We start from the raw sequence: 15,266 nt of genomic DNA, 5'->3' as shown, positions 1-15,266 counted from the left end.
GGACAACCTCAGTAGCAGAACTCCTCGAAGCCCTCGGCGTAGCCGCGCTCCCAGCCTTCCTCGTAGCCACGCATGTACTCCGACTCGCCGTAGCTGCGCATCTTCAGCATCGCCTTGGCCGGGCTATCACACTCGTCCCGAGCCTCACGCCAGCCGTCTTTGCGGCCGTCCCGGTAGCCCTTGCGGAAGGCCTTGCTCGGCCAGGGGTCACTCGGCTGGACGGTCTGCGTGGCGGGCGCCGGCGTCGCGGCGGCCGGTGCGGTCACGCCGATGATTCCGGCACTGGCCAGAAAGAGCGTTCCGGCGGCCATGGCACAGCTCTTGCGAAGGTTCATCGTTCTGTCCTTCCCCGTAGGTTCCGGGGCGCCGGCATGGCGTCCCGGCAACGGAAAACCTACGCGCCGGGCGGTGGCGGGGGAGGAGAACCGAAGCCGGTAGCCCATTCGGCCCACTGGTTCGCACCGTTCAGCCGACCATGACGGACATGGGCTAAGTGCCGGTTATTCGCTGTGTGCTCGGTCATGTTCTTCCTGGTCACCGGCCGTTCGGCTGACTTCGTTCCGGCGCGATTGCGGCAAGATCGCTGCGGTCACGAACCGGAAAGCGGGTGCCGCCTTGAAACGCCGTCAGCTGTTGACCCTGCTGGCCCTGACCGGCACGGCGGGCTGTGGCACGTCGTCGCAGCCGCCTCCGGCCGCCCCGAGCCCGGCCGCCACCCAGCGGCTCGGGTCCGCGCTCACCACGACCGCGCCGACCCCGTCCTCCTCGCCGTCCGTCTCCGCGTCCCCGTCCGTGTCGGCCGAACCCGGCGTCATGCTCGGCTCCTACCTGGCGCTGGGCGGGCGGACGCTGCGTCAGAGCCTCGCCCTGCGCCGTGAGCAACTGGGCCGGGAGCAGCGGATCGTCCACCGCTTCTACCCGTGGGACGGCTACGTGCCCACCGCCGAGCCGGACGTCGCCGACCACAGCCTGCTGATGGTCTCCTGGCACGGCGCGCCGTGGGCCGGGATCCTCGACGGCGGCTCGGACGCCACGATCCGCTCGGTGGCACGCAAGCTCAAGGGCATGGACCGCCCGATCCTGCTGCGCTGGGGCTGGGAGATGAACGGCGACTGGTTCGGCTGGTCCGGAGCGGGCAACGGCCGGGACCCGGCCGGCTACGTACGGGTGTGGCGCCGCCTGCACCGGATCTTCGCCGAGCAGGGCGCCACCAACGTGTCCTGGGTCTGGAGCCCCAACTGGAACTCCTCGCCGGACGTCTCCTGGAACCGGATGGAGCGCTACTACCCGGGTGACGACCACGTCGACTGGGTGGGGGTCTCCGGCTACAACTTCTACGGCGAGTCACCGGCCACCCTGTTCGGGCCGGTCACCCGCCGCTACGGCGACCGCAAGCCGATCATCCTGAGCGAGACCGCCGCGGTGCGGGACAAGGCGGGTTACATCAAACGGCTGCACACCTGGGTCGAGGACAATCCGGCCGTCGGCGCGGTCGTCTGGTTCGACACCGACATCCAGGAGGGCACCGACCACGACTTCCGCTTCGACACCGATCCGTCGTCGCTGGCCGCCTACCGCGCGATGGCCCGGGACCCGCACTTCAACGGCTGAAAATGACAGGCGCCGGGACGGTCCGGGCGGGCAGACTGCCGGACATGCCTTTCGACGACGTCACAGGCCTCGCGTCCGCCTGGGCGACGGGGCAGAAGATCAAGTTTCTCTATTTCTGGAAGCACGAGCCCGAGCGGGACGGCACGGTCGGCGCCGGCTGCCTGAGTCAGTGGTGGCCGGGAACGTTCGAGGTGGACGGGCGGACCTTCGCCACGGCCGAGCACTACATGATGTGGCGCAAGGCGGTGCTCTTCGGCGACACCGCGTCGGCCGAGCGGATCCTGGCCGCGCCGCACCCTCATCAGGCGAAGCGGCTCGGCGGGCTGGTGTCCGGGTTCGATCAGGCCGTGTGGAACGAGCACCGCAGCCCGATCGTGGTGGCCGGCAACCTCGCCAAGTTCGGGCAGGACCCGGCGCTGCGCGATTATCTGGTCACCACCGGGCGGCGGGTTCTCGTGGAGGCGAGCCCACTCGACCGGATCTGGGGGATCGGGCTGGCCGCCGACGACCCGCGCGCGGGTGACCCGTACCGCTGGAGGGGTTTGAATCTCCTGGGTTTCGCCCTGATGCGGGTCCGCGAGCAGCTGGCGGATGCCTGAGCTCAGAGGTGGAGCGTCTGTCGTGGGGCGTAGCCGTCCCGGCGCAGCCAGTGCTCGGTGTAGACGATACGGTCCGCGGTGATGACGGCGATCGTGCCCAGCGGCGGCTCGTCCAGGGAGCGCGAGCGCTCGACGTGGTCGGACTGCCAGCGCACCACCGGCCAGTAGTCGCCGAAATCCGGGTCGCCGGGTTCGAGGACGCGGGCCGTGCCGAAGAGCTGGGCGCCGCGGCTGCTGGCCTGGCCGACGAGCGGGGCGAAGACACCGGCCGAGACGCGGTGGTCGGCGCGCAGGTTGCGGATCTTCGGCGAGGCGCCGAGAGCGGTGAAGACGAGCTCGAACCCGAGGTGGAAGTAGCGGACCGGGGTGGCGTGCGGGCTGCCGTCGCGGGCCGTGGTGGCGATGACGCACATGTTCTGCGAGGAGAGCAGGTTGAGGATGCGCTCTTCGAGGCGGTCTCGCTCCAGGCGACGGGTGGGGGACGGGCCGGCGAGCCACGGGTTGGTCGTCATCGGGATATGAGACACCGGGCGTCCTCCGTGCCGGGACAGGGGGCACCGGGCGCCCTCCGCCTCCGGAATGGAGACACCGGGCGCCCTCCGCGTGGAGGACGCCCGGTGTCCCGGAGAACCCGAGGATCAGAGGAGAGGGTCAGCCGCCGAGGGAGGTGGCGGCGGAGCGGATGGCCGAGGAGAAGTAGCTGACCTGGGTGTAGACGCCCGGCTTGTTCGGGCGGGCGCAGCCGTCGCCCCAGCTGACGATGCCGACCTGGACCCAGCCGGACGCGCCCTGGCGGAACATCGGGCCGCCGGAGTCACCCTGGCAGGTGTCGACGCCGCCGGCGGTGTAACCGGCGCAGATCTCCTCGGCGGCGATCACCTGGCCGGCGTACATGCTGCTGGAGTTGCAGGTGGAGTCGCTGACGAACGGCACGGTGGCCTTCAGCAGGTAGCGCTGCTGCGAGCCGCCCTCGCTGGCGGCGCCCCAGCCCGCGATGGTGAAGGTGCCGGTGTCGTACGCCGTGGACGTCGTGATCGGCAGGGTGGCGATGTTGGCGCCGCTGACCGGGCTGGCCAGGCGGATGAACGCCCAGTCGTCGCCGTTGCCGTTGTAGCCGGGCGCCCGGTAGACGTAGTTCGACTTGCGGGTCACGCGGCTGCTCGACTGCAGGTCGATGGCGCCGAAGGTGGCGGTGATCGAGGTGTTGGCGCCGGTCCGGCTGACGCAGTGCGCGGCGGTCAGCACGAGGGTGGGGCTGTAGAGCGCGCCGCCGCATCCCATCGAGAGCCGCACCATGAACGGGAACTCGCCGAGCGCGGCCCGGCTGCCTCCGACGACGTACGGCACGACCGGGTCGTCAGCCGCGGCCTGTGCCGGGTTGGGGGACATCGTGGCGGCGGTGACGACCGCGGCCAGCATCGCCAGAAGGGTTCGCCATCTGCGCATCTCGGTACTCCTCTGTCTGGGGGTGCACCGAGCATGCCATTGACGTTAATGGATATAAACATCCCGTGTCGCTTATATCGTGGGCGGGTGACCTGCCACCGCTTCGCCGACGACGATCTCGTGAGGTGGCCGGAGACGCACTTCGGCCTGGCGGCCACCGACGATCCGGAGCGGATCGTCGGCGCCGCGCAGGCCGAGTGCGGTGAGAGGTTCACCGCCTGGAAGAGCGCCTATCTGGAGTGCCGGCTAGCAGTACGTGGCCTGCTTGCCGATGATCTTGTAGGGGCAGTCCGCGGCCTCGGCCACCATCAGTGCCGCCGTCCGGTTGCGGGCCGTCTCGGTCGGGATCACGCTGGCCGGCGGGTAGAAGCCGCCGCCGCCCGAGCTGCCCGGGTAGAGCTCGAAGGTGAAGGCGAAGATCTTGTGCACGCCCCACAGCCAGTCGAGTGAGTCGCCGTCGGTGATGTAGAGGTCGCTGGACTGTTGCGGGGTGTAGCCGTTGGTCGCCGCGAGCTGCCGGCCCAGGGTGGCGAACGTGTTGGCCTGGTCGGCGTTCATGCCGGTCGCGGTGTTCGCGGTGGTGTGCCCGTACGGCCACAGCACCAGCTTCGAGTACGAGTGGAAGTCGATCGCCGCCTTGATCTGCTGGACGCCGCCGACCACCCGGCTGTTCACGAAGTCCCGGATGACCCGGGTCTCCGGGGCGGAGAACGCCGACGGGCCACGGTAGGTGGCCGAGGACGTGCTGCCGGACGAGCCGCCGCAGCAGCCCCAGTTGTAGCTGTAGTTACGGTTCAGGTCGGTGCCGACGTTGCTGGAGCCGCTGTTGGGCTGCCGGTTCTTACGCCACGACCGGTAGCTGCCGGACGCGATGTCGTACTCGACGCCGTCCGGGTTCACCATCGGGATGATCCAGATCTCGCGGGTGTCGACCACGTTCTTGACCCGGGTGTCGGTCGCGTACGTCTTGGTGAACTGCCCGAGCAGGTAGAGCGCCTGCTCGACGGTCAGGTGCTCGCGAGCGTGGTGGTTGGCGTCGTAGAGGACCTCCGGCTCGGACTCGTCGGTGCCGACGTTGTCGGAGATCTTGACGGCCACGATGTCGCGGCCCTCGTACGACTTGCCGATCACGCGCTTGCTGGCGATCGCCGGGTAGGCGGCCACCGCCGCGTTGATCTCGGCGACCGTCTCGGCGTAGTTGTGGTAGGCCGAGTCGGCGGGCGGGAAGTCGAGGGTGCGTACCACGGGCTCGACGGTGAACCCCAGGCGCTGCAGTCTGGTCACTTCGCCGGAGGTGGCGGTGACGGTCGCGACGCCGTGCTCGACGTCCTCGATGGCGGCGCCGGTGCGGGAGATGACGTTGCGCTGGCCCAGCGTGCGGACGTCGTAGATCTCGTACTCACCGGGCGGGGCGGGCTCGGAGGCGACCCCGGCGCCGGCGGGGGAGGAGGCGGAGATGGCCGCGGCCGCGCAGAACGTGACCGCGGCGAGCGCCGCGAGGGACCGTCGTCTCATGAACGACCTCCGGATCTGGGGAATGGTGCTCACAGCAAACCCCCAGACATTGAAGGCCAGCAATGCATCAGGTCATGTCAATATTCCCCTGACCCTGACGTGATGACCTCCGGAACTCGGCCGGAAGGTCGTCGGGTGGGGGTGGGGCGCCCAGGTCGGACGGCTGATAGCCGGAAGGGTATCCGGGATACGTACGGTTTCGCTGCGGTTTGCCCAGGACCGATTCCCGGCGCGGTGGGAAGAACCGCAGCGCCCGGGCGCGGGCGCGCAGCCCCAGGGAGGCGAGGATTCCGACCCAGCGCGGCGCCGGGTCGAAGCCGAAGGCCCGCAACATCCGGTCGTCGAGCATGCCCCGGACGCCGAGGCGCACCGCGGGCCTGGCGATCCGAGGGAACCAGGCGGCGAATAGCTCGACCGTGTAGTGGCCGATCTCGCGATTCGTATCCGAATACGTGAAGTGGCGCTCCTCGTACTCGGCCTTGAACCGGCGGAACGAATCGTAATCGCCGGGGATGTCGCTGATGCCCATCCGTGCGCCCACCGCGCGGTAGTAGTGGAACGCCGCCAGCTTCTCGTGCTCATGCAGCGGCCGCCAGCCGTACAGCGAGAGCCAGTCGATCGGGTCGTAGACGAAAGTGGACAGGACGTACAACATGTCGTCGTTGGTGATGGCATACCGGCCGTGCGCCCGGTTGACCACACGAAGGGCGTCCCTGCCCCGCGCCGAGTCGTACCCGTGGGCCGCCATCTCCGCCATCAACAGGGCGGTGTCGTCATAACGCCGCTGCGGCCGGTCCCGGAACTCCCCGGTCGCCGCCAGCAGCTTGGAGATGCTCGGCACGCAGTACGTCCGGAACAGCGCGAACTCCAGCGCCCGCGTGTAGTCCCAGGGGAACTCCCGTCCCGACGAGAGCTGGTAGATCTCCAGGTGGTCGGCCTCCGGATCGAGCGCCGCGATCCGGTCCCGCAGGTCGTAGCGTCCCATCTCAGCTGATCAACTCCTTCAGCTCCGCCCGGCCACCGTGTCGGCGGTCGCCCGTGGACCCGGCATACATCAGCGTCGTTGCGAGGCGCATCGGTCACCCTTCCTCTTTTTTGATATTTGATACGGTGACGGCCCGTAAAGCGAGAGGTGAGGGCTTTGTTGTCCGAGGAGGTCGCCGGCGCCCTGCGCGCGCGGATCATGTCCGGGGAGCTCCGGCCCGGCGCGCGGATCCGTCTCGAGGAGGTCGCCGCGGGCCTCGGCGTCAGCATCACCCCGGTCCGCGAGGCACTGCTCACCCTGCGCGGCGAGGACATGGTCGAGCTGGAGCCCCGCAAGGGCTACGTGGTGGCGCCGCTCTCCCGGCAGGACATCCTCGACGTCTTCCAGCTGCAGGGCGACATCGCCGGCGAGCTGGCCGCCCGGGTCGCCACCGGGATCGGCGAGGCCCACCTCGCCGAGCTGCGGGTCGCGCACAGCAAGGTGGCCCGCGCCCGCCGGGCGGCCGACGTGGAGACCTACGAGTACGAGTTCCACCGCGCCGTGAACCGGATGTCGCGCTCGCGCAAGCTCAGCTGGTTCCTGCACACCGCCACGCGCTACACCCCGGCCCGGGTCTACTCGGCCGACCCGGGCTGGCGTGAGGGCATGCGCGCCGATCACGAGGCCGTGCTCGCCGCCTTCGCCGCCGCCGACGCGGACGCCGCGCGCACGGCGATGACCAGGCACTTCACCGACGGGGCGGAGCGCCTGGTCAAGCACCTCGACGACCTGGGCATCTGGGACTCCTAGCGGCCGTGCCGGAGGTGGAACAGCTTCAGCGCCCGCCGCATCACCTTCGGATCCCGGTCCAGCCGCATCAGGTCCATCGGCGCGGCGAACCGCTGCCGGGTGACCGCCTGCGCCCGGGAGAGCTCGCGCAGCCCGTCGGCCCCGTGGATGCGCCCGAACCCGGAGTCGCCGACTCCGCCGAACGGCAGTGACGGCACCCCGGCGAAGCCGAGCACGGCGTTGACCGAGGCCGCGCCGGTGCGCAGTCTCCGGGCGATCCCGGTGGCCCGGTGGGAGTCCTTGGAGAAAACCGAAGCAGCAAGTCCGTACTTCGAGGCGTTTGTCAGGCGGATCCCCTCGTCCACATTGTCGACCGGGTTGACCACCAGCGTCGGCCCGAACGTCTCCTCGGTGACCGCCAGGCTGTCTTCGGGGACCTCGGCCAAGATCACCGCCGCGACGGGTGAGGAGGCATCCGACGGGCCGCCGACCACCACCCGGCCGCCACGGGCCAGCGCGTCATCCACGTGCGCGCGCACGATCGACGGCTGCTCCGGGGTGGTCATCAGCTGCGGCCCGGGAACCAGGCCACTCAGTCGATCGAGGAACTCCGGATACACCGCACGCTCGACATAGACCCGCTCCACGCCCGCACACGTCTGCCCCGCGTTGCCGAACCCGCCGAACGCCGCCGCCCGCGCCGCCGCGTCCAGGTCGGCGTCCGCCGCGACGATCATCGCGTCCTTGCCGCCACCCTCGACGACCAGGGGCGTCAGCGTCTCCGCGCACGTCGCCATCACCTTGCGGGCGGTCGCCGCCGACCCGGTGAACGCGATCTTGTCCACTCCCGACCGGGTCAGCTCGGCCCCGACCGCCCCGTCGCCGAGCACCGTCTGCAGCACCGGCTCGCCCGGGACCGCGGCCGCCCACGCGTCGGCCAGCCACGCCCCGGTGCGCGGCGTGTGCTCACTCGGCTTGAGCACCACGGCGTTGCCGGCGGCCAGCGCGTACGACACCGAGCCCAGCGGCGTGTAGACCGGGTAGTTCCACGGCCCGATCACCCCGATCACGCCGAGCGGCAGGTATTCCAGCGTCGCCACGTGATTGGCCGCCAGCATCCCGCTCGGCACCCTCTGCCGTCCCAGCACCTTGCCGGCGTTGCGGGCCGCCCAGTCCAGGTGCTCGACGGCGAGCATCACCTCGAGAGCAGCGTCGTCGGGTGATTTGCCGGTCTCCTCGGCCACCAGGGCCGCGAGCTCGCTGATCTGCCGTGCGATGTGCCGCTTCCAGGCCAGCAGCCGGGCGCGGCGTCCGTTGTGGCCCAGACCGCCCCACCAGCGTGCGGCCGACCGGGCCCTCTCGACTGTTGCCTGAACCTCGGTCATCGTTGCTCCCGGGCTAAGATTTGATATTTGATATGTTACGGTCGCTGTCAACATGGCGCTTCACCTGCGAGTACTCCCGAAGGGTGACGAAATGAGCATCGATCTCAGTGACGAGCAGAAGGCGTTCACGGAGGCCGTCGACGACTTCTGCCGCCGCGAGGCCGGCACCCGCGAGCAGCGCGGCGACAGCCCGCACCACCCCGGCCTGTACCGCAGGATGGCCGACCTCGGCTGGCTCGGCGTCACCGTTCCCGAGGAGTACGGCGGCTCCGGCGCCGGCATGCTCGACACCTGCCTGTTCCTGGAGCGCGTCGCCTACGGCCAGGCCCCGGTCGGCGGCTTCACCACCAGCGCCATCGTCGCCGCCGCCGTGCAGCGCTCCGGCTCCACCGAGCAGAAGAAGACAGTCCTCGGTGGGCTCGTCGACGGCCGTGTCTACGCGATCGCCATGTCCGAGCCCGAGGCCGGCTCCGACGTCGCCAACCTGTCCTGCCGGGCGGTCCGCACCGGCGACGGCTGGATCGTCGACGGCCAGAAGACGTGGTGCTCCAACGCGCACATCGCCGACGCCGTCCTGCTCGTCGCCCGTACCTCCGGAAGCCCCGGCGAACACGCCGGCCTGACCATGCTGCTGGTCCCCGCCGACGCCCCCGGCCTGCGGATCAACGGCATCGAGACGATGGGCGGCAAGGAGGTCAACGACCTCTACTTCACCGACGTCCGCCTGCCCGCCGACGCCGTCGTCGGCACGATCGACAAAGGCTGGCAGCAGCTGATGGCCGGCCTCAACGTCGAACGGCTCATCCTCGCCGCCCTGATGCTCGGCACCGCCCAGCGTGCCTTCGACGACGCCCTCGACTTCATCAGGCAGCGGAGACAGTTCGGCCGCCCGGTCGGCTCCTTCCAGGTGCTACGCCACCGGGTCGCCGACCTGGCCACCGAGATCGAATGCTGCCGCCTGCTGGTCCACCGGGTCGCCACCCTCACCGACCGCGATCCGCACAGGGTCCTCCCCCGCGAGAGCAGCATGGTCAAGCTCAAGACCACCGAGGTCGCCCGCCAGGTCGCGCTGGCCGGCATGCAGATGATGGGCGGCTACGGCTACGCCACCGAATACGACATGGAACGCCACGTCCGCGCCACCCTGGTCTCCACCGTCTACGGCGGCACGAGCGAGATCCAGCGAGACATCATCGGCAAGACCTACGGCCTTTGACCCCTTGTGCGGTACGGTCCGGCCGGCCCACAACCGCAGACCCGGACTGTCCCGCAGCTCCCCGGCGACGTGATCCGACGGTCCGGCCCGCAGCGCCCGCTGCGGGCTGAATGCGGTGGTCACCGCCCCAGGTAGTCTCCAGCAATGCTGATCATCGGGAACGTCCTGGCCGCCCTCGTGGCACTGATCCACGTCTACATCGCGGTCCTGGAGATGTTCCTCTGGACCAAGCCGCAGGGTCGCAAGGCGTTCGGCTTCACCCCCGAGTTCGCCGAGCAGACGAAGGTCCTCGGCCTGAACCAGGGCCTCTACAACGGCTTCCTGGCCGCCGGCCTGATCTGGGGCCTGCTCGGCGGAGGTTTCGCCCCCATCGTCTTCTTCCTGGTCTGCGTGGCGATCGCCGGCGTCGTCGGCGCCCTGACCGCCAGCCGCCGCATCATCTACATCCAGACGGTCCCCGCCGTCCTGGCCCTGATCCCCACGATCCTGGCCCACTGACCGCCCGACCCCGGCTCCCGGAATCCGGCGCTGTCGGTGGATCAGGGAGCGAGTTGGTCGATCGTCATGCCGACGTCGCTGAGGATGCCCCGCAAGGTGCCCTTGGCGACGTCACGGTTGCCGTGGACCGGAGTGGACCGGAACAGTGGTGCCCCGCCCATCCGGGTGACGCAGGATGTGATGACTGCCGGCCACCCTCGCCACCTTGAAGCCGTGTCTCTCCAACGCGCGGACGATGCGACTGCCGGAGACGGATGGAATCGGCGGCATCAGGCCGCGACGGTGATGGAGAGCTCGCGTGGAATGCCGAACTCCTCGATGAGGCCTGTCAGCGCCGTGCGGAGGTCTTCCAGCGCGGCCTCCTCGGTGTCGCCCTCGCCATGGGCACCGACTCCTGGGCGCAACTGGGCATGGGCGCACCACACGCCGTCCTCGTCGCGTTCGACGACGACGGGCACAGTCACTGTGCGAGATTCCGCCATGCGGTCACGATAGCGCGATTCCGTCATCGTCCGACAGCACGCGCCCGGGTTCGAGTCGGGGCCCAGCCGGTGGGCTCCGGGCTGACGTGTCTTTACCTGGTTGACCGTGATTGCTTGACCCGGCTGTCCGATCTGGATCACCGGAGGCTGCATGTTTGCTCACCGTGAGCCGGGCGGAGAGCAGACGACGACCAACGAGGGGGCGGCTTCACCTTCTTCGATCTGCTGCCGGGAACCGACACGCTGACGACCACCGTCCCCGGCGGGGAGTGTGGGCCGATCGCGACCGTCGAGGCCGTCCTCACCGGCCAGGGTGGGCTCGTCGACCTCGAAGGGCGGCCGGCTCCCTGATCCCGACCCCTCGACGCCTGCTCCCCCGTCCCTGAACGGGGGAGCAGCACGCGCAACGGAATCTCCCGGGGGCGGCCGCTGATCGGCTGGCCCTATTCTGGGAGCCCCCACCTGGGGGAACCGAGGCGGACCCCGTGCCGGTCTCGGTCTGATCGGCTCCCCGTTCGCTCGTGGCGCCCTCGACCGGATCCGGAGTCAACTCGGGATGTATGCGCTCGGTATCGACCTGGGAACCACCTACACCGCCGCGGCGGTCTGGCGGGACGGGCACGTGGAGATCGCCACGCTCGGGAGCCGGACGGCGGCTATTCCGTCGGTGGTGCTGCTGCGCGACGACGAGACGATGCTCACCGGGGAGATCGCCGGGCGGCGAGGGCTGACCGAGCCGCATCGGGTGGCCCGCGAGTTCAAGCGGCGCCTGGGGGATCCGGTCCCGATCCTGCTCGGCGGGGTGCCGTACTCGGCGGAGGCGCTGATGGCCCGGATGCTGCGGGCCGTCGTCGACGAGGTGGTGAAGCGTGAGGGCGCCGAGCCGTCCCGGATCTGCGTGTCGCATCCCGCGAACTGGGGACCCTTCAAGATCGATCTGATGTACCAGGTGATCCGCCTCGCCGGCATCGAGCAGCCGGTCCAGCTGGTCACCGAACCGCAGGCGGCGGCGGTCTTCTACGCGCGGCAGCAGCGGCTGGAGCCGGGCGCCACGGTGGCCGTCTACGACCTGGGCGGGGGCACCTTCGACGCGGCGGTGCTGCGCAAGACCGTCGGCGGGTTCGAGCTGATCGGCAGACCCGAGGGGATCGAGCGGCTCGGCGGGGTCGACTTCGACGCGGCGGTCTTCGCGCACGTCTCCGGGGCGCTCGGTGGAGCCCTGGAGTCACTCGACGAGGACGACCCGGCTGTCGTCTCGGCGGTCGCCCGCCTGCGTGAGGAGTGCGTGCAGGCCAAGGAGGCGCTGTCGGCGGACACCGACGCGACGATCCCGGTGCTGTTGCCGGAGCTCACCACCGAGGTCCGGATCACCCGCGCCGAGCTGGAGTCGATGGTGCGCCCGGTGTTGCACGGCCCGATCGAGGTGCTGCGCCGGACGATCCGGTCGGCCGGGATCGAGCCGGCCGACCTGCACGCGGTGCTGCTGGTGGGCGGCTCGTCGCGGATCCCGCTGGTGGCGCAGATGGTCGAGTCGGAGCTGGGCCGCCCGGTGGCGGTCGACGCGCACCCCAAACACGCCGTGGCGCTCGGTGCCGCCTGGCAGGCCGGAGCGGAGATCTCCGAGGCCGGCACGGCACTGGTCCTGCCCGCCGCGGTCGACCCCTGGGCCACGGGCGAGGCGGCGGCCGTCGCCGGGGCCTGGCCCCCCAGCGTCGCGCCCGCGATCTCCGCATCCTCAGGCGTGCCGGACGTGACCGCCTCGGGAGACGCCGCGCCCGATCCCACCGGCGGGAGGGCCGCGGAGCCACACCCGGCGGGCGCGGGAGTGCCGGGCCCCGACCAGGCCGGCCCGGGACTGGTAGTGCCCGACCGGGCCGGCCCGGGATCGGTAGTACCCGGCCAGGCCGGCCCGGGATCGGTAGTACCCGGCCAGGCCGGCCCGGGATCGGTAGTGCCCAATCAGGCCGGCCCGGGACTGGTAGCACCCGACCCGGGCGTGGACGTCCGGGCGCTGAGCGGCGCGATCCCGGCGGGAGCGGCGGGCGGTGTGGGAGCGTCGGGCGGTGTGGGAGCGGCGGCCGGCGGTGGCGATGCAACCGGTGGGGCGGGGACGACCGGGGCCAGGGTTCCGGCGGGGACGCCGGGCCGGTCACTCGGGACGATCATGGTGGCGGCGCTGGTGGTGGTGATGATGGCCGGTGTCGCCGGCACTGCCTGGGCGCTGGGCCGGCTCAGCGACGACGAGAAGAAGGATCCGGAGACACCGAGCGCCGCGGGTGCGAGTCCGCACAGCATGTCGCACAGCCCGGGCCCGGCCGGTGCGGGCGGGACGCCGAGTGCCGCGGCGAGCACGCCCGCAGCCGCGTCGCCCGCGGACGAGGTGTGCACCGACCAGATGAAGCAGAGCCCCCGCTGGGTCTGTCTCACTCGGGCCACGATCCGGGACGGTCGGTTCACCCTCTGGTACGAGGCCGAGTGGAACGGCGAGGACCCGGACACGGTGGAGGGCTTCCACCTGCACGTCTACGGCGGTGACGGGCAGTCCCCGAAGGAATCGACGATGGGCAGCCAGGCGACCGCCCACGGCAAGTACTACTACGAGGACCGGGAGCCGTCGGTCCGCCGCGTCACCGATCAGGATTTCGAGGCCGTCGGCGCCGCCACGAAGGTGTGCGCCCGCATCGCCAGGTCCGGTCACGGCCTGGCCCTGGCCGCCGACGGCAGCTACCACACCGGCAACTGCATCCCGATCGTCCGCGAGTGATCACCTGAGGGTGCCACGTGGGAGGGGTGACGGTGACCGGTCGCTTCCGCCCGTGAGGCGCGCTGCGGGCCTGAACCGGGCGGACGCCGCGCGGTGGTCCGGGGCGGCGTGGTCTCGGCGGGCGGGGTGGCCCGTACCGGGAAAGGATGTTGGCTATGGTGAGCCCATGGATGCAGCGACGCTGCTCGATGACAAGGATCGGCGGATCGCCGGCGAGGCGGGGATCGCCGTCTTCGCGGACCGGCTGATCCTCGACGCGCAGCCGCCGGTGGACGACGAGGTGCTCGCAGCGGTGACGGCGCGATGTGCCGGGCCGCTGCCGGAGGCGCTGGTCGCGTTGTGGCGGGTGAGCTTCGGTGGGCGGATCGACTACCAGCTCGACGGGCAGATCTCGTTCACCGAGCTGTTCTGGCCGGGGTCGGACGGCTATCAGGACCTGTGGGGCTGGATCGACCACGAGGCCACGTCCGGGACGGTGCGGTTCCTGCCGTTCGGCGGATTCGAGTACCTGGACCGGATCTATGTGGACACCCTGGCGGGTCCGGAGCACGGGCGGGTCGTCTACTGGCAGCAGGGCCTTCCGCCGGGGTGGGAGCTGACCGTCGGTGATCGGGCGGACGGGCTCGCGGCGGATGTGCGGGCGCTGTTCGGGCAGTTGGCGCTGGAGGACGATCCGTGGGCGGGCGGCGACGCCGACGCGGGGGCCGACCTGCGGGATGCGATCGACGAGCTGGCCGGGGATCAGCCGGTGGTCGCCGGGAAGCTGCGTGACCTGGTGCGCGGGGCCGTGCTGGACTGGCATGCGGCGCTGGCCGCGGGGACGCTCGCGGGGGAGCCGCGGTTGCGGCGGCTGGCGCTCGATCGGGCGGCGTCGGCCGGTGACCTGATGCTGCTGGAGCGTCTCGGGGCGGCCGGCTGTGATCTGGCCGAGCCAGTCCGGGGTGGGCTCACCGCGATCGACATCGCCCTGGTCAACGGGCGTCTGGAGGCGGCCGAGGGGCTGCTGGGCCGGAGTGTGCCGGTGACGAACACGCTGCGGACCGGCGCGCACGCGGTGACCGCCGAGCTGGCGCGGGCGCTGCTGGAGCGGGGTGCCGTGGTCACGGCGGACGCGGTCGGCGGGGCGATCGACAACGACGATCCGGAGGTGTTGCGGCTGCTGGCGGCCCGGATGCCGTCGTCGGGGGAGGGTGCGGAGGCGCGGGCGCTCGTGCCCCGGCTGCGGATGCTGGCGGCGCAGGCCGCGCTCGCCGCGGACCGCTCGGGGGATCAGCGGATGCGCGACCGGGCGACCGTCCTGAGAGAACTCGCGGATATGATCTCGGCAGGTGCGGGCTCGTAGCGCAGAGGTCGTCGCGTCGGCCTGCACAGCCGAAGGACGCCGGTTCGAATCCGGCAGGGCCCGCACCCCGTTCGTCAGGTGGGGCGCCTCGTGCGTACCCAGCCGGTGGTGATCAGGTAGAGCGCCGCGGCGTAGGTCGTCATCACGGCGACGCCGTGCGCGGGCGGCCGCAGACCGGCCGCGCCGAGCCCGATCAGCAGGTCGGAGACGAGGAAGAGCAGGCCACCGAGGGCGACACGCCGGGAGATCCCGGCCGCTGCCGCAGCCATCATGGTCAGCGCGAGGCTGTAGATCAGCACGGGTACGGCCAGAGCACCCAACCGCTCCCACAGCAGGACGTTGGCCAGTGCCCAGAGCAGCCCGTAGACGATCACGAACGGTCGCCGCAGTGGCCGGAACGCCGTGACGAGGCAGAGCTGCGCCCCGAGGAAGAAGCCCATCCCGGTCAGGAACGCGGCCTGTCCCGGCACGAGCAGCGCGATGTCCCCGGCCGTGGCGAACCCGAGTGCCACGGTGACCGCGTCGCGTCGTCCACGCTGGAGCAGGTAGGCGATCAGCAGTGGCCCGAGCAGTGGTTTCGTCAGCCACTGCAGAACCGTCCAGTCGGCGGCCACGGCGGCGATCTCGGCTGCCGCGACCGCGAGGAACAACCGGA

Annotated in this window: 15 protein-coding genes, 1 tRNA gene and 1 pseudogene; 8 read left to right on the top strand and 9 right to left on the bottom strand. The window is 70.8% G+C overall.

The genetic code is table 11. From position 1 onward, the window contains the following. Positions 1 to 8: 8 nt before the first annotated feature. Positions 9 to 335 (bottom strand): hypothetical protein, encoded by a 327-nt coding sequence (locus tag ACQPZW_RS38245; RefSeq protein ID WP_433790896.1) that lies wholly within the window; start codon positions 333 to 335, stop codon positions 9 to 11. Positions 336 to 615: 280 nt separating this feature from the next. Between ACQPZW_RS38245 and ACQPZW_RS38240 the strand changes: the two genes are divergently transcribed. Beyond that, positions 616 to 1,611, top strand: coding sequence for a glycoside hydrolase family 26 protein (locus ACQPZW_RS38240; protein WP_433790895.1), 996 nt, complete (start codon positions 616 to 618; stop codon positions 1,609 to 1,611). A 44-nt stretch (positions 1,612 to 1,655) separates the two neighbouring features. Next, a complete protein-coding gene (locus ACQPZW_RS38235; protein WP_433790894.1) occupies positions 1,656 to 2,210 on the top strand; it encodes an NADAR family protein in 555 nt (184 codons plus the stop codon). A 2-nt stretch (positions 2,211 to 2,212) separates the two neighbouring features. Here ACQPZW_RS38235 and ACQPZW_RS38230 read toward each other — a convergent pair whose 3' ends face one another. The 4 genes and pseudogenes from ACQPZW_RS38230 to ACQPZW_RS38215 all read right to left on the bottom strand — a co-directional run bounded on the left by ACQPZW_RS38230 (position 2,213) and on the right by ACQPZW_RS38215 (position 6,156). Beyond that, positions 2,213 to 2,728: a pyridoxamine 5'-phosphate oxidase family protein gene (locus ACQPZW_RS38230; protein ID WP_433797737.1), complete on the bottom strand. Its 516-nt coding sequence runs from the start codon at positions 2,726 to 2,728 to the stop codon at positions 2,213 to 2,215. Between the two features lie 133 nt (positions 2,729 to 2,861). Next, positions 2,862 to 3,656: a S1 family peptidase gene (locus tag ACQPZW_RS38225; RefSeq protein ID WP_433790893.1), complete on the bottom strand. Its 795-nt coding sequence runs from the start codon at positions 3,654 to 3,656 to the stop codon at positions 2,862 to 2,864. A gap of 249 nt (positions 3,657 to 3,905) precedes the next feature. Next, a pseudogene (locus ACQPZW_RS38220) lies at positions 3,906 to 5,171 on the bottom strand (M14 family metallopeptidase); the annotation flags it as partial. Positions 5,172 to 5,238: 67 nt separating this feature from the next. Then, on the bottom strand, positions 5,239 to 6,156 hold the full coding sequence (locus ACQPZW_RS38215) for an oxygenase MpaB family protein (protein WP_433790892.1): 918 nt from the start codon (positions 6,154 to 6,156) through the stop codon (positions 5,239 to 5,241). Positions 6,157 to 6,303: 147 nt separating this feature from the next. Here ACQPZW_RS38215 and ACQPZW_RS38210 point away from each other — a divergent pair, with 147 nt between their 5' ends. Then, on the top strand, positions 6,304 to 6,945 hold the full coding sequence (locus ACQPZW_RS38210) for a GntR family transcriptional regulator (protein WP_433790891.1): 642 nt from the start codon (positions 6,304 to 6,306) through the stop codon (positions 6,943 to 6,945). Here ACQPZW_RS38210 and ACQPZW_RS38205 read toward each other — a convergent pair. Further along, complete coding sequence (locus tag ACQPZW_RS38205; RefSeq protein ID WP_433790890.1) at positions 6,942 to 8,309, bottom strand: aldehyde dehydrogenase family protein; 1,368 nt, start codon at positions 8,307 to 8,309, stop codon at positions 6,942 to 6,944. The two genes, ACQPZW_RS38210 and ACQPZW_RS38205, sit on opposite strands and share 4 nt — an antisense overlap. A gap of 91 nt (positions 8,310 to 8,400) precedes the next feature. On the opposite strand from ACQPZW_RS38205, the gene ACQPZW_RS38200 reads away from it, so the two are divergent. Together ACQPZW_RS38200 and ACQPZW_RS38195 are read left to right on the top strand one after the other, a co-directional pair. Then, positions 8,401 to 9,525 (top strand): acyl-CoA dehydrogenase family protein, encoded by a 1,125-nt coding sequence (locus ACQPZW_RS38200; protein ID WP_433790889.1) that lies wholly within the window; start codon positions 8,401 to 8,403, stop codon positions 9,523 to 9,525. A gap of 144 nt (positions 9,526 to 9,669) precedes the next feature. Beyond that, positions 9,670 to 10,023, top strand: coding sequence for a DUF1304 domain-containing protein (locus tag ACQPZW_RS38195; RefSeq protein ID WP_433790888.1), 354 nt, complete (start codon positions 9,670 to 9,672; stop codon positions 10,021 to 10,023). A 111-nt stretch (positions 10,024 to 10,134) separates the two neighbouring features. On the opposite strand, the gene ACQPZW_RS38190 is transcribed toward ACQPZW_RS38195, so the two are convergent. Both ACQPZW_RS38190 and ACQPZW_RS38185 read right to left on the bottom strand, forming a co-directional pair. Next, positions 10,135 to 10,293, bottom strand: coding sequence for a type II toxin-antitoxin system HicA family toxin (locus ACQPZW_RS38190; RefSeq protein ID WP_433790887.1), 159 nt, complete (start codon positions 10,291 to 10,293; stop codon positions 10,135 to 10,137). Next, the gene (locus ACQPZW_RS38185; RefSeq protein WP_433790886.1) at positions 10,293 to 10,646 is read right to left on the bottom strand and encodes a type II toxin-antitoxin system HicB family antitoxin; all 354 of its coding nucleotides are present in this window, start codon (positions 10,644 to 10,646) and stop codon (positions 10,293 to 10,295) included. The genes ACQPZW_RS38190 and ACQPZW_RS38185 overlap by 1 nt, the downstream gene beginning before the upstream one ends. 415 nt (positions 10,647 to 11,061) lie before the next feature. On the opposite strand from ACQPZW_RS38185, the gene ACQPZW_RS38180 reads away from it, so the two are divergent. From ACQPZW_RS38180 to ACQPZW_RS38170, 3 genes are all read left to right on the top strand, one after another. After that, positions 11,062 to 13,269 (top strand): Hsp70 family protein, encoded by a 2,208-nt coding sequence (locus ACQPZW_RS38180; RefSeq protein ID WP_433790885.1) that lies wholly within the window; start codon positions 11,062 to 11,064, stop codon positions 13,267 to 13,269. Positions 13,270 to 13,435: 166 nt separating this feature from the next. Further along, on the top strand, positions 13,436 to 14,611 hold the full coding sequence (locus tag ACQPZW_RS38175; protein ID WP_433790884.1) for a hypothetical protein: 1,176 nt from the start codon (positions 13,436 to 13,438) through the stop codon (positions 14,609 to 14,611). Beyond that, positions 14,602 to 14,674: transfer RNA gene (locus ACQPZW_RS38170), tRNA-Cys, on the top strand. The genes ACQPZW_RS38175 and ACQPZW_RS38170 overlap by 10 nt, the downstream gene beginning before the upstream one ends. Before the next feature lie 11 nt (positions 14,675 to 14,685). Here the strand turns inward: ACQPZW_RS38170 and ACQPZW_RS38165 are convergent. Continuing rightward, positions 14,686 to 15,261, bottom strand: coding sequence for a lysoplasmalogenase (locus tag ACQPZW_RS38165; protein WP_433790883.1), 576 nt, complete (start codon positions 15,259 to 15,261; stop codon positions 14,686 to 14,688). Between the last annotated feature and the right edge of the window lie 5 nt (positions 15,262 to 15,266).

Source organism: Actinoplanes sp. CA-252034 (assembly GCF_050956125.1).
In the GTDB taxonomy this organism is placed as follows: domain Bacteria; phylum Actinomycetota; class Actinomycetes; order Mycobacteriales; family Micromonosporaceae; genus Actinoplanes.
The sequence above is the reverse complement of the archived record's forward strand: the minus strand, read 5'-3'. Positions and strand labels throughout refer to the sequence as shown.